This is a genomic window from Mesorhizobium australicum WSM2073 (assembly GCF_000230995.2).
GTDB classification, from domain to species: Bacteria; Pseudomonadota; Alphaproteobacteria; order Rhizobiales; family Rhizobiaceae; genus Mesorhizobium; species Mesorhizobium australicum.
This window is the reverse complement of sequence record NC_019973.1, coordinates 153,788-166,641: the sequence shown is the minus strand read 5'-3', so window position 1 is coordinate 166,641 and position 12,854 is coordinate 153,788. Positions and strand designations below refer to the sequence as shown.

Below are 12,854 nucleotides of genomic sequence, written 5' to 3'. Positions count from 1 at the left end.
TATCGCAATGTCAAACGCACCAGCGGCCTTGCGAGGTTGGCGGCAAGGCTAAACGGGTAAAGCGCGAAAACTCATCCTGAAGCAGGCGCCGCTGGGCTTGCCATCGAGGATATCGATGCGGCCGCCATGGAGATACATGATTTCCTGCACGAGATTGAGGCCGAGGCCGGCGCCATGATCCTGCGGGCGCAGCCGATAGAAGGGCTCGAAGATGCGCTCCCGCTCGCCCGGCGGGACGCCGTCGCCTTCGTCCCGGACCTCGATGATGGCGGGCGTTGTGACGCCGACGGTGATCTTGCCAGCGCGGCCGCCATGCTCGATGGCGTTCTGGACGATGTTGGTCACCGCGCGCTCGATGGCGGTGCGGTCTCCGGTGGCGAAAATCGTGTCCCGTTCCGGCTCGAACGACATTTCGTAACCGGCAGAAAACGCCATCGGCGCGAGGTCGACGATAACGCCGCGCGCGGTCGCCACGAGATCGACCGCTTCGAACGGCGACGTCTGCCGGTCGAGGCGCTGCAGGTCGAGCAACTGGTCGGTCAGCGTTGAAAGCCTGGCCGCGTCCTGCAGCAGCCGTGCCCGCTCCGGTGTCGTAGGCAGCGAGGCCAGGCGCGTGTTGAGGATGGCGACCGGTGTCCTGAGCTCATGGGCGGCGTCGGTGAGGAAGCGCTTGTGGCGCTCATAGCCCTTGTCGAGGCGCGCAAGGGCAGCATTCACGGCCTTGACCAGCGGCGTCACTTCCGCGGGCACGTCCTTCAGCGGCAACTGCACGCCGCGCTGGTCGATGTCGATGCGCTCAGCCTCGGCCGCCGCATGGCCAAGGCCCGACAAAGCGCCACGCACCACCCATGGCGTCGCGAACAGCGTGGCCAGCGCCATCAGCCCGGCGAGCGGCAATATGCCCTGCAGGAAGAATTGCGGCGCCTGGCCGAGCAGACGCAGCAGCGAAAGCCCGCCCTTGGTGCCGCTGAAAATCTGGACGTTGCCGGCCATCGTGTCGGTCCAGCGGATCTTTCCCTCCGGCGGCGCGGCTTGTCCGATTGCATGGTCGATACGGGCGTCGCTGATCGTGTCGAGCAGTCCGGTGAAAGGCTGGAAGGTGGGCGGCACGGTCCCCTCTTGCAGCCTTTGCCCCTGCTTGTCTCGAATGATGAACCAGAGGTCGGGAACACCTGACCGCAGCTTCGTCAGGTCCGAGGTCTCGCGCAGAACCAACTTGCCGCCGGCATCGCGTGTCACCGCATCCGCCAGCACGTCCATCGTGCCGTCCTCGTAATCGTGCGGGATAAGGCCGGTGGCCAGCATGGCGCCGAGAATGCCGACGATGATCAGGGTCAGCATGGCGCATTGCAGCAAGGCGATGCGCAGCACCAAGCTCCATTTCAGCGAATGCGGGCGCTTGAGGCTCATCGCTTGGCGCTCATGTCGTCTCGCGCAGGAGATAGCCGACGCCGCGAATGCCGTTGATCGTCACCCCGGCATTGGCATCGGCGAGCTTGCGGCGCAGGCGCGAGACATGCGTGTCGAGCGCGTTGGACTGGATCTCGTCGTCGAGACCGAACACCGCCTCCATCAGCGCCTCGCGCTGCACCATGCGGCCGGTGCGGCGCATCAGAGCCTCCAGCACAAGGAGTTCGCGGCGCGGCAGGCTGAGCGGTTCGGCACGGATCGACGCTTCGCGATGTCCGACGTCGAGCACCAGATCGCCGGCCCGGATGAACTGCGACTGCAGCGGCGCCGGGCGCCTGAGCAGCGCGCGCAACCGGGCAAGCAGTTCCTCGAACGCGAATGGCTTTGCCAGATAATCGTCCGCGCCCATGTCCAGCCCATTGACCTTGTCCGACGTGTCGCCTCTCGCCGTCAGCACCAGCACGGGCGTGGTGTTCCTGGCCGAACGCAGTCTCGGCACCAGCGACAGCCCGTCGCCATCCGGCAACTGGCGGTCGAGCAGGATGGCGTCATAGCTGTCGACGGCAACGAACCCCTCCGCCTCCAGCAATGTGCCGGCGTGATCGACCACCATGTCGTGGCGCTTCAGCGCGGCCCGCAGGGCCGAGACCATCTCGGGTTCGTCTTCGACCAGCAAGATACGCATCGACAATCCCTCAGAACACCGCGTCGGGCGCTACCGCGCCAACATTGCGTGAACATGGCAAAGCCGAAGGACTGCGGTCGACAGGCACTTTCTTGCCTCAGCGAAATTGCGCAATGTCTATGCAACCCAATCGCGGCAAACAACGCCGGGTCGGCACGAATCGCTCGCGCCGACGTGACGGCGTCAGGCCCGAATATGCAACAGGTCGGGCCTGACGCTCGAAACCAAATGGCGCTGAAACGAAACCACGTGGGCACACCAAACTGGTTGGCGTGATGTTGTCCGGGATCGAGGTTACCATGCCCGCAAATGATGCTCTGTCTTTTCTCATGGCGTGGACCGTCGCGCCGTTCAGGGTCGGCTCCGTCACGCCGTCCAGCTCCAGCCTGGCGGCATTGATGACCCGTGACATTGGACCCGAGACTGGCCCCGTGCTGGAACTCGGTCCGGGAACCGGGCCGTTCACGAGGGCGCTGCTGTCGCGCGGGGTGAAGGAGGAAGATTTGACGCTGATCGAATCCGATCCGGATTTCGCCGCACTGCTCATGCGTCGTTTTCCTGCTGCCCGGATTTTCGAAATGGACGCCGTCGGTCTGCGCCATCTCTCGCTCTTCCACCGGCCTGCGATTGGCGCCGCCGTCAGCGGCTTGCCTTTCCGGCTGATTTCGCCGCGCAGGACATTTGCCATTCTCGAAGGTGTTTTCGCCAACCTTCGCCCCGGCGGAGCGCTCTACCAGTTCACGCTCGGACGGCGCTGCCCATTCGACCAGTCGCTGCTCGACAGGCTCGATCTCGGGGTTACGCGGGTTGGCCACACCTTTCGCAACTTCCCGCCGGCGACGGTCTATCGCATCGCCAGGCTCAAGACGTCAGGAACCTACGACTGGCGCTTCGCATGACGGGACCATTGTCGGCCATTCTCGGCTTCGGCCTGTTCGGCGTCTTCTGCCTCGCCTTTACCGAGAAGATTCTGCCGATCCCGCCCTCGCATGTGCTGCTGCTGTTCCTCGGCATGACGGCGGCGCCTGACGATGGGACGCTGGCAATTCTGCTTGGCGTGACCACGCTGGCCTCAACGACAGGCTGTCTCGTCTGGTACACTGTCGGCCGCCGGATCGGAATCGATCGCGCCGACAGGCTGGTCGAGCGGTTCGGCAGATATGTCTTCTTGCGCCCCGAGACCTACCGCAAGCTTGGCCAAGCCTATCGCCGCAACCATGTCAGGGTTTCCCTGCTGGCGCAGTTCATTCCGACGGTGCGCAACTATTTGCCGATCGCGGCCGGCGCGCTCTGCCTGCCAGCCTTACCTTTCGTGGTCGCGACGGTAGCCGGAGCCACGCTCTGGAATGCCGGATTTCTGCTTACAGGCTATGCGCTGCATGGCAGCGGCCAGAGCCCGCTCGCCGTCGGCTTTCGCATCATCGCTATTGTCCTGGCGCTGGAAACGGCATTCATGCTTGCCTTGCGCTACGGCCCGGCATGCTGGCGGCGCATCCGGCCGATGCTCGGCTGAGCCACGGCCAGACATTCAGCCATGGGACATCCAGCCATGGGATAAGCGTCGCCATCGGCTTTTCTTCGCGGTTGCGGCGGTGTTTAGTCCGGCCATGGCCTTCACCATCCGGCAGTTGCAGTTCTTCATCGCCGTCGCCGAGCAAGGCACGGTATCGCGCGCGGCGCAAAACCTCTCCATCTCGCAGTCGTCGGTCACCGAGGCGATCAAGGAACTTGAAAGCGATCTTGGCGTCGAACTGTTCGAGCGCCATCCGCGCGGCCTCAACATCACCCACAAGGGTCACCAGTTCCTGCGCCACGCGACAAAGATTCTCGCCGATGTGTCCGACGCCCGCCGTTCTTTTTCCGGCGAGCAGGCCGTGGCGGGCGGGCGGCTGCAACTGGGCGTCACCTCACTGGTCGCCGGCTATGTGCTGTCGGACCTGCTTTCACGCTACCGCCGCGCCTATCCCGGCGTCGAGGTCTCGGCCATCGAGGACAATGGCGACTACCTCGAACATCTCCTGATCGGCGGCAAGCTGGACATTGCCGTCATGGTCACCTCCAATTTGCGCGACCGCACCGCACTGCAATCGGAAATCCTCGAAGTCTCGGCTTACCGGCTGTGGCTGCCGCTCGGCCATCCCCTGGCTGGCGCCGACATTATCGGCATCGGCGATATCGCCTCCGAACCGCTGATCATGCTGACCGTTGACGAGATCGAGGAAAACACCGGCAAGCTGCTGACGGCGATCGGCGCCAGGCCGCATGTCGCCTTCCGCACCCGTTCCGTGGAGGCCGTTCGCAGCCTCGTCGCCACCGGGGCCGGCGTGGCGCTGCTGCCTGACCTCGTCTACCGACCCTGGTCGCTGGAGGGCGACCGCATCGAATCGCGCGACATTTCCGGTTCCTTGCCGGTGGTGCAGGTTGGCATGGTCTGGCGGCGGGGATCTGGCTTGGCCGCCGCGGCGCGCGATTTTGTGGGTCTTGCCCAGTCGCAGCGGACGGTGCGCCGCTAGTGTGGTCTGCTCCCGGCGACGCCGCCAGTCTTGCGCTTGCGCTTTGTGGCGGGAACCGGCTCCGCTTTGAAAGGCCCGAGCGGAGCAACCTCGAAGCGGCCGGCGCCGGCAAGCCTGACGGCGCGGCGAAACGTCGGACACTCCATCGGCCGAGCGGCGGGGCATCGGGCGGCGTGACGCAGAGCCTCCCGGATCGCGGTCAGGCGCTGGATGGTGTGGTCCAGTTCGTTGGCCTTCGCATCCAGGCGCGCCCGATCCATTTTCGGCAGGCCGTCGGGCGTCAGCATCGCGGAAATCTCGTCCAGTGCGAATCCGCCCGCGCGTCCAAGCCCAATCAAGGCGAGCCGTTCCAGGACAGCCGGATCGAACAAGCGGCGCAGGCCGCGACGGCCGATCGAAGCAATTAGGCCCTTCTCCTCGTAGTAACGAAGTGTCGATGCGGGTACGCCGGTGCGGCGCGACACTTCGGCAATGTCCATATCTTTCATGCTTGACCTCAAGTCGGCTTGAACTCGTAAAGTGATGGCGACGATTGGTGAGAGCAACAGAAAAGTGAGGTCCGTTATGTCGCGATCCGCACAGCCAAACACACGGCAAGCCGCGCTCTGGAACGACGCCAGCGGAAAGGCCTGGGTCGAAATGCAGCCGATCCTTGACGAGATTCTGGCGCCGTTCGAGCGGCTGGTAGTCGATGCCGGCTATCCCCGGGAAGGGGGCAACGTCCTGGACATCGGCTGCGGCGCCGGCGCGACAACTCTGGCGATGGCGCGCCGCGTCGGCAACAACGGACGTTGTGTTGGGCTGGACATTTCGCAGCCGCTTGTCGCTCTGGCGACAGAACGCACGCAGGCGGAAGAGGTGGCAAACGCAAGTTTTGAAGTGGGCGATGCCCAGACGTATGCGTTCGAATCAGGTCGCTTCGACGCTGTTGTCTCGCGCTTTGGTATCATGTTCTTCGATGATCCCGTGGCCGCGCTCTCCAACATAAGACAGGCAGCGAGGCGCGGTGGCAAACTCGCCTTTGTTGCCTGGCGCAGTCCGGCGGAGAATGATTTCATGACGACCGCCGCGCGAGCGGCTGCGCCTTTCCTGCCGACCGCACCCGCGCCAGACCCCGATGCGCCGGGGCAGTTTGCCTTTGCCGACGGCGCCAAGGTGAAGCGGATACTTGAAGCGAGCGGCTGGTCGTCAATCGACGTCAGACAGGCGAACTTACCATGTAAGATCGCCGAAGGGGATCTGATGATGTATGCCACCCGGCTAGGGCCGCTCGCCGCCGCGCTGCGCGAGGCCGACCAGGCGACGGCCGAAAAAATTATCACGGTGTTGCCTGCTGCCTTCGCCCCTTTCGTAAAGGATGGTCAGGCTCGTTTCAACGCCGCCTGCTGGCTGGTGACGGCGCTGGCCTGAGGGAGTATATCGGAAAAACCGATATCGGCCTTCTGATAAATGAATTTGCGAAACCGGGATTTTCAAAGCACCTTCCGTTGGAAGGACCAAAGCTGCCATCAGAGTGGCGTCAAGTCCAACGGACGAGCTGACAAGTTTTTCAGTCCGCGCGTGATCTGGCGACAACCGGAGCGGTTTCAGGATCACGTGCCAAAATGGGAGATCGATATGCATTCATTCCTGAAGTCGTGCACTGCCTTGACGGTCGCGCTGACCTTCTCCGGTCAGGCCATCGCCCAGGTGAAGGAACTCGGCAAGGGCGAAGGTCAGGTCAACATCGTCGCCTGGCCGGGCTACATCGAGCGCGGCGAGACCGACAAGGGCTATGACTGGGTGAGCGCCTTCGAGAAGGAGAGCGGTTGCAAGGTCAACGTCAAGACCGCCAACACCTCGGATGAAATGGTCTCGCTGATGAACGAGGGCGGCTTCGACCTCGTCACAGCTTCGGGCGATGCCTCGCTGCGGCTCGTCGCCGGCAAGCGCGTGCAGCCGATCAACACCGATCTCATCCCGAGTTGGAAGACGGTGGACGACCGGCTGAAGGACGCGCCCTGGTTCACCGTCGACAAGGTGCATTACGGCGTCCCCTATCAGTGGGGTCCCAACATCCTGATGTACAACACCGAAGTCTTCAAGGAAGCACCGAAGAGCTGGAACGTCGTCTTCGAGGAGATGAAGCTGCCGGATGGCAAGTCCAACAAAGGCCGCGTCCAGGCCTATGACGGACCGATCCATATAGCGGATGCCGCCAATTATTTGATGTTCCACAAGCCGGAACTCGGCATCAAGGATCCCTACGAATTGAACGAGGACCAGTACAAGGCGGCGCTCGAATTGCTGCGCGTCCAGCGCACGCTGGTTGGCCGCTACTGGCACGACGCCGCCATCCAGGTCGACGATTTCCAGAACGAAGGCGTCGTTGCATCAGGCTCGTGGCCGTACCAGGTCAACACGCTGGTCGCCGCCAAGAAGCCGGTCGCCTCGACCGTGCCGGAAGAAGGTGTCACCGGCTGGGCCGACACCACCATGATGGAGGCCGACGCGGCACACCCGAACTGCGCCTATATGTGGCTCGAGCATTCGCTGGCGCCGAAGGTGCAGGGCGATGTCTCCGCCTGGTTCGGCTCGCTGCCGGTCGTGCCGGCCGCCTGCAAGGGCAACGAGCTGCTCGGCGAGGAAGGCTGCAAGACCAACGGCTACGACAATTTCGACAAGATCAAGTTCTGGAAGACGCCGGTTTCCAAATGCGCCACCCAGAACGACCAGTGCGTGCCCTATTATCGCTGGGTATCGGACTATATCGGCGTCATCGGCGGACGGTAATCGCGCTTTGCTGAGAGCTTGGCGCTGCCCCTCATTGTCCTGCCGGACATTTCTCCCCGTATAGAGGCGGGGAGAAAGACGCTGTTATCAATGGTTTCGCCAACTACCAACGTTGCAGAATAAGCGCCAATATCGCGACCAGCTTCCTTCTCCTCGTCACTATACGGGGAGAAGGTGCCGGCAGGCGAACGAGGGGCGGCGCGATCGCCTGAAAATTTGATGAGCCTGAAAGATCAGGACACCCCATGACATCAGCCGTTTCCTTTCAAAAAGCCTCGCGCCATTTCGGCAGCGTTCGCGCTGTCGACGCTGTCGATCTCGACATCGCGCCCGGCGAATTCTTCGCCATGCTCGGGCCGTCTGGTTCGGGCAAGACCACGTGCCTGCGTCTCATCGCCGGCTTCGAGCAGCCGACGGCGGGTTCGATCTCGATCTTCGGCGAGCGGGCCGAGGGCGTGCCGCCCTACCGCCGCAACGTCAATACCGTGTTCCAGGACTACGCGCTGTTCCCGCATCTCAACGTGCTCGACAACGTCGCCTACGGGCTGATGGTCAAGCGTGTCGGCAAGGCCGAGCGGCACAAGGCGGCGGAAGAAGCGCTCTCGCTGGTGCGGCTGCCTGGCTATGGCGCGCGCCGGCCCGGCCAGCTTTCCGGGGGCCAGCGCCAGCGTGTCGCGCTCGCCCGTGCCCTGGTCAACCAGCCCAAGGTGCTGCTGCTCGACGAGCCGCTCGGCGCGCTCGACCTCAAGCTGCGCGAAAACATGCAGGAAGAGCTGAAATCGCTGCAGAAGGCGCTCGGCATCACCTTCGTCTTCGTCACTCACGATCAGGGCGAGGCGCTGTCGATGGCCGATCGCGTCGCCGTCTTCAACGATGGCAGGATCATGCAGATCGGCACGCCCGAGGATATTTATCAGCGGCCGAGCACGCGTTTCGTCGCCGATTTCGTCGGCTCCTCCAACGTGCTGCCGCCGGATTTCGTCCAGCGTTATTCCGGCCAGCACCGCTGGGGCAGCCTGCGCCCTGAATCCATTCGTGTCGGCCGCGCGGCGAGCGGCGAAGGCGTCGCCGCGCGCCTCGTCTCGACCAACTATCTCGGCGCCACGACAAGGCTGGCGCTCGATGCCGACGGGTTGAAACTGCACGCCGTGGTGCCTGCGGGAACGCCCCTGCCGGCGGAAGGTGAGGCGGTCATGCTCACCTTCAACCGCGAGCATCTGCACCTGATGGACGAGCCGGTATGAGCCTCGACGCTACCATGCCGCGTGCCACGGCGCCCGCCATCCTGCCCGGCAGCGGCGGCATGCGCGGTGCGCTCTCCGACCTCTTCTGGCGCCGGCCAAAAGTCCTGCTGCTGCTGATGCTGCTGCCGCCAGTGCTGTGGCTCGGCATCGTCTATATCGGCTCGTTGTTCGCGCTGCTGGCCCAGAGTTTTTTCTCGATCGACGAGTTCTCGGGCCTGATCAATCGCCAATTCACGCTGAAGACCTATGGCGACCTGCTCCAGGCCGCCAATCTCGACATCATCCTGCGTACGGTGACGATGGCCGCACTGGTCACGCTTGCCTCCGCCATAATCGCTTTCCCGATCGCCTACTATGCGGCGCGCTATGCGCGCGGCCGCTGGAAGGCGCTGTTCTATCTCGGGGTCATGCTGCCGCTGTGGTCGAGCTACCTGGTCAAGATCTATGCCTGGAAGCTGATCCTGGCCAAGGAAGGCATCCTCACCTGGCTGCTCGCCAAGCTCAACCTGTTGTGGCTGCTCGACGCCTGGCTGTCGCTGCCGGTGGTCGGCGGCAATTCGCTGTCGGTGTCGTTCACCGGCACTTTCATCGTGTTCGTGTATGTCTGGCTGCCGTTCATGATCCTCCCCGTTCAGGCAGCCCTGGAGCGGGTGCCTGGCAATCTGGTCGAGGCCTCGTCCGATCTCGGTGCTTCGCCGGGGCAGACATTCCGCAACGTCTTATTCCCGCTGGCGCTGCCCGGCATCGTCGCCGGTTCGATCTTCACCTTTTCGCTGACATTGGGCGACTACATCATCCCGCAGATCATCGGCACCTCGCGCCTCTTCATCGGCCAGGCCGTCTACTCGCAGCAAGGCACCGCCGGCAACATACCGCTCGCCGCCGCCTTCACCGTGGTGCCCATCGTCATCATGGGCTTCTATCTCTGGGGCGCCAAGCGAATGGGGGCTTTCGATGCGCTCTGACCGTGGTCAATCCGCTCCCCTCGGCCTGAAGATCGCCGCCGCCTGCGGGTTGCTGTTCCTGCATCTGCCGATCCTGCTGATCTTCGTCTATGCTTTCACGACGGAAGAGAAGAGCTTCGTCTGGCCGCCGCCCGGGCTGACCACGCAATGGTTCGCCGTCACCTGGAACCGGCCCGATGTCTGGGAAGCGCTGTCGCTGTCGGTGCGCGTCGCCGCCATCTCGACCGCGATCGCGCTGCTGCTCGGCACGCTCTGCGCCGCCGCGGTGTCACGGACGAAATTCTTCGGCCGCGAGACCATCTCGCTGCTGGTCATCCTGCCCATCGCGCTGCCCGGGATCATCACCGGCATCGCGCTGCGCTCGGCCTTTTCGCTGGCCGAAATCCCGTTCTCGTTCTGGACGATCGTGCTCGGCCACGCCACTTTCTGCGTGGTCGTCGTCTACAACAACGCGGTCGCCCGTTTCCGCCGCACCTCCGGTTCGATGATCGAGGCCTCGATGGATCTCGGCGCCGATGGCTTCCAGACCTTTCGCCATGTCGTGCTGCCCAACATCGCCACCGCACTGCTCGCAGGCGGCATGCTGGCCTTCGCCCTCTCGTTCGATGAGGTCATCGTCACCACCTTCACCGCCGGCCAGCAGCAGACCGTGCCGATCTGGATGCTGGAGGAACTGATCCGCCCGCGCCAGCGCCCGGTCACCAATGTCGTGGCCATGGTGGTTGTGCTGGTGACGCTGCTGCCGATCCTGGTTGCCTATTACTTGACCCGCGACGGCGACCAGATCGCCGGTTCGGGCAAATGAAAGTAGTGAGTAGTGAGTAGTGAGTAGTGAGTAGATTTGGTCCGCTCTTTAACTACTCACTACTCACTAATTACCCCATTCGCTTCTGCCCAAGGAGACACCAATGGACACCCAGATGCTGATCGGCTCGAAATTCGAGAAGGGCACCGAGACCGAGGAGCCGATCCTCAATCCGAAGACCGGGGCGACCATCCTCAATCTGCCCGAGGCCAGCCAGGCACAGATCGAGGCGGCGGTGAGCGCCGCCGAAAAGGCGTTCGCCTTGTGGTCGCGCACCACGCCGGCACAGCGCTCCGGCTACCTCCTGAAGATCGCCGACCGCATCGAGACCGAGGCGCAGGAGTTCGCGACGCTGGAGGCGTTGAATTGCGGCAAGCCGATCAATGCGGTGCTCAATGACGAAATCCCGGCCATCGTCGACTGCTACCGCTTCTTCGCCGGGGCGGTGCGCTCTATGCCAGGTGTGGTCGCGGGCGAATACCTGCCCGGCCACACTTCGATGGTCCGGCGCGACCCGATCGGCATCGTCGCCTCGATCGCGCCCTGGAACTATCCGCTGATGATGATGGCCTGGAAGCTGGCGCCGGCAATCGCCGGCGGCAACACGGTGGTTTTCAAGCCGTCGGAGCAGACGCCGTTGACGGCGCTGAAGCTGGCGACGATCCTGGCCGATGTCCTGCCCGAGGGCGTCGTCAATGTCGTGCTTGGCCGCGGCGACAGCGTCGGCAACACGCTGATCAACCACCCCAAGGTCAACATGATCTCGATCACCGGCGACGTCGCCACAGGCAAGAAGGTGCTGCAGGCCGCCGCCAAATCGGTCAAGCGCACGCATCTGGAACTCGGCGGCAAAGCGCCGGTCATCGTTTTCGACGACGCCGACCTTGGCGCCGTCGTCAAAGGCCTGCGCGCCTTCGGCTACTACAATGCCGGCCAGGACTGCACCGCCGCCTGCCGCATCTATGCCGGCAAGAAGATCTACGACAAGCTTGTCGCCGATCTCTCCACCGCCGTCTCGACCATCAAATACAATCTATCAGACGACGCCGAGAACGAAATCGGGCCGCTGATCTCGCGGCGCCAGCGCGACCGCGTCTCGAGCTTCGTGGAACGTGCTTCGGAGCTGAAGCACATCGAGATCACCACCGGCGGCAAGCCGGGCGAGGGCACCGGCTTCTACTACCAGCCGACCGTCGTCGCCGGCGCGCTGCAGGAGGATGAGATCGTGCGCCGCGAAGTGTTCGGCCCCGTTGTCTCGATAACCCGTTTCACGGAAGTGGACGAAGCGGTGAACTGGGCCAACGACAGCGATTACGGCCTGGCGTCATCCGTGTGGACCAAGGACGTCTCGCGCGCCATGGCGACCGCCGCGCGGCTGCAATATGGCTGCACCTGGATCAACACCCATTTCATGCTGACCAACGAGATGCCGCATGGCGGCCTGAAACAATCCGGCTACGGCAAGGACATGTCGCTCTATGCGCTGGAGGATTATACCGCCGTGCGCCATGTGATGGTTGCGCATGGGTGAGGAGCGGTCGCCGCTGGCGATCAATCGACAACGATTTGTCGATCGAAGCGACGAACGCCCGGAGCCATAGCGAAGGGCCGGGCGCCGGATGAGGGGCAGCGCAAGCTTCTACGATGCCGGCGCTGCCCCTCATCTGCCTGCGGCATCTCCTCCCGTGAACGGGAGAAGAACTCCAGCCGCTACTCCACGATGCGATAGATGTTCCACAGGCTGGTGCCCGACACGACATAGGGCTCCATCTCCTTGCCCCATTTGGCGTGCGCGTCGATCTTGCCGATCTTGGCGAACATCGCCTCCAACTGGGCCAGGCTTTCGACCTGGTGATGCGACTCGACCGTCGCTTCACGGGCGCCGATCGATCCGGTCATGATCTGGAATTTGAGCTCGGTGAGGCCGACCTGCGAGCCGATCTCGCGTTCCCATTTCCGCATCAGCTCGAGCACCGTCTGCTTGTGCCCGAACTTGGCATCGATCTGCCATCTGGCGCTGAACATGTTGGTTCTCCTCCATCACTTGCGGCTCAGGCCGCGGGTTGATCTACTCGTCCCAGGCCTGCACGACGGTTTGGCGCGCGATCAGGCCGTTCTTCAGCTCCAGCATTGCCGCGCAGAACACCTTGGTGCCGTCCGGGTAGGCGCATGCCTGGGTGAATGCCAGGCTGTCGCCGTGGGCGATGGTGGTGTCGACCTTGTGGGTCATCGCTCGGCTGCAGATGTCGTCCCAGAACGTCGTGATCGCCGCGCGCCCGCGGATTTCGCGCGGCTTGCTCGGCGGATTGTTGCGGTCGATCACCCGCACCAGCGCATCATCGGCATAGAAGCTCGACAGCATCTTGCCGTCACGGCCTTCGATCGCTTTCTTGATCGCCGCGCCATCCACGGCTTGGGTCTTGGTCAGCATTTTATCCTCCCTATGCCCGTCTTCAAGAT

14 protein-coding genes are annotated in these 12,854 nt (G+C 63.5%); 9 read left to right on the top strand and 5 right to left on the bottom strand.

The window, feature by feature from the left end:
* Window positions 1-48: 48 nt before the first annotated feature.
* Both MESAU_RS00770 and MESAU_RS00765 read right to left on the bottom strand, forming a co-directional pair.
* The gene (locus MESAU_RS00770) at window positions 49-1,410 is read right to left on the bottom strand and encodes a sensor histidine kinase (RefSeq protein ID WP_015314138.1); all 1,362 of its coding nucleotides are present in this window, start codon (window positions 1,408-1,410) and stop codon (window positions 49-51) included.
* Window positions 1,411-1,420: 10 nt separating this feature from the next.
* Window positions 1,421-2,095, bottom strand: a complete 675-nt coding sequence (locus tag MESAU_RS00765; protein ID WP_015314137.1) for a response regulator transcription factor — start codon at window positions 2,093-2,095, stop codon at window positions 1,421-1,423.
* A gap of 299 nt (window positions 2,096-2,394) precedes the next feature.
* On the opposite strand from MESAU_RS00765, the gene MESAU_RS00760 reads away from it, so the two are divergent.
* The 3 genes from MESAU_RS00760 to MESAU_RS00750 all read left to right on the top strand — a co-directional run bounded on the left by MESAU_RS00760 (window position 2,395) and on the right by MESAU_RS00750 (window position 4,608).
* Window positions 2,395-2,994: a class I SAM-dependent methyltransferase gene (locus MESAU_RS00760; RefSeq protein WP_015314136.1), complete on the top strand. Its 600-nt coding sequence runs from the start codon at window positions 2,395-2,397 to the stop codon at window positions 2,992-2,994.
* Window positions 2,991-3,608, top strand: coding sequence for a DedA family protein (locus MESAU_RS00755; RefSeq protein WP_015314135.1), 618 nt, complete (start codon window positions 2,991-2,993; stop codon window positions 3,606-3,608). The genes MESAU_RS00760 and MESAU_RS00755 overlap by 4 nt, the downstream gene beginning before the upstream one ends.
* Before the next feature lie 94 nt (window positions 3,609-3,702).
* On the top strand, window positions 3,703-4,608 hold the full coding sequence (locus tag MESAU_RS00750; RefSeq protein WP_015314134.1) for a LysR family transcriptional regulator: 906 nt from the start codon (window positions 3,703-3,705) through the stop codon (window positions 4,606-4,608).
* Here MESAU_RS00750 and MESAU_RS00745 read toward each other — a convergent pair.
* Window positions 4,605-5,096, bottom strand: a complete 492-nt coding sequence (locus MESAU_RS00745; protein ID WP_015314133.1) for a helix-turn-helix domain-containing protein — start codon at window positions 5,094-5,096, stop codon at window positions 4,605-4,607. The two genes, MESAU_RS00750 and MESAU_RS00745, sit on opposite strands and share 4 nt — an antisense overlap.
* Window positions 5,097-5,172: 76 nt before the next feature.
* On the opposite strand from MESAU_RS00745, the gene MESAU_RS00740 reads away from it, so the two are divergent.
* From MESAU_RS00740 to MESAU_RS00715, 6 genes are all read left to right on the top strand, one after another.
* Window positions 5,173-6,018 carry a class I SAM-dependent methyltransferase gene (locus MESAU_RS00740; protein ID WP_015314132.1) on the top strand — a complete coding sequence of 282 codons (846 nt, stop codon included), beginning with the start codon at window positions 5,173-5,175 and terminating at the stop codon, window positions 6,016-6,018.
* A gap of 207 nt (window positions 6,019-6,225) precedes the next feature.
* On the top strand, window positions 6,226-7,380 hold the full coding sequence (locus MESAU_RS00735) for an ABC transporter substrate-binding protein (RefSeq protein ID WP_015314131.1): 1,155 nt from the start codon (window positions 6,226-6,228) through the stop codon (window positions 7,378-7,380).
* Window positions 7,381-7,625: 245 nt separating this feature from the next.
* On the top strand, window positions 7,626-8,624 hold the full coding sequence (locus MESAU_RS00730) for an ABC transporter ATP-binding protein (RefSeq protein ID WP_015314130.1): 999 nt from the start codon (window positions 7,626-7,628) through the stop codon (window positions 8,622-8,624).
* A 14-nt stretch (window positions 8,625-8,638) separates the two neighbouring features.
* Window positions 8,639-9,589: an ABC transporter permease gene (locus MESAU_RS00725; RefSeq protein ID WP_174361977.1), complete on the top strand. Its 951-nt coding sequence runs from the start codon at window positions 8,639-8,641 to the stop codon at window positions 9,587-9,589.
* Window positions 9,579-10,394, top strand: a complete 816-nt coding sequence (locus tag MESAU_RS00720) for an ABC transporter permease (protein WP_015314128.1) — start codon at window positions 9,579-9,581, stop codon at window positions 10,392-10,394. Before MESAU_RS00725 ends, MESAU_RS00720 begins: the two co-directional genes overlap by 11 nt.
* 103 nt (window positions 10,395-10,497) lie before the next feature.
* A complete protein-coding gene (locus MESAU_RS00715) occupies window positions 10,498-11,925 on the top strand; it encodes a gamma-aminobutyraldehyde dehydrogenase (protein WP_015314127.1) in 1,428 nt (475 codons plus the stop codon).
* 179 nt (window positions 11,926-12,104) lie between these two features.
* On the opposite strand, the gene MESAU_RS00710 is transcribed toward MESAU_RS00715, so the two are convergent.
* Entirely contained in the window at window positions 12,105-12,419 is a 315-nt protein-coding gene (locus MESAU_RS00710) for a hypothetical protein (RefSeq protein WP_015314126.1), read from the bottom strand.
* A 43-nt stretch (window positions 12,420-12,462) separates the two neighbouring features.
* A complete protein-coding gene (locus MESAU_RS00705) occupies window positions 12,463-12,825 on the bottom strand; it encodes a nuclear transport factor 2 family protein (RefSeq protein WP_015314125.1) in 363 nt (120 codons plus the stop codon).
* Between the last annotated feature and the right edge of the window lie 29 nt (window positions 12,826-12,854).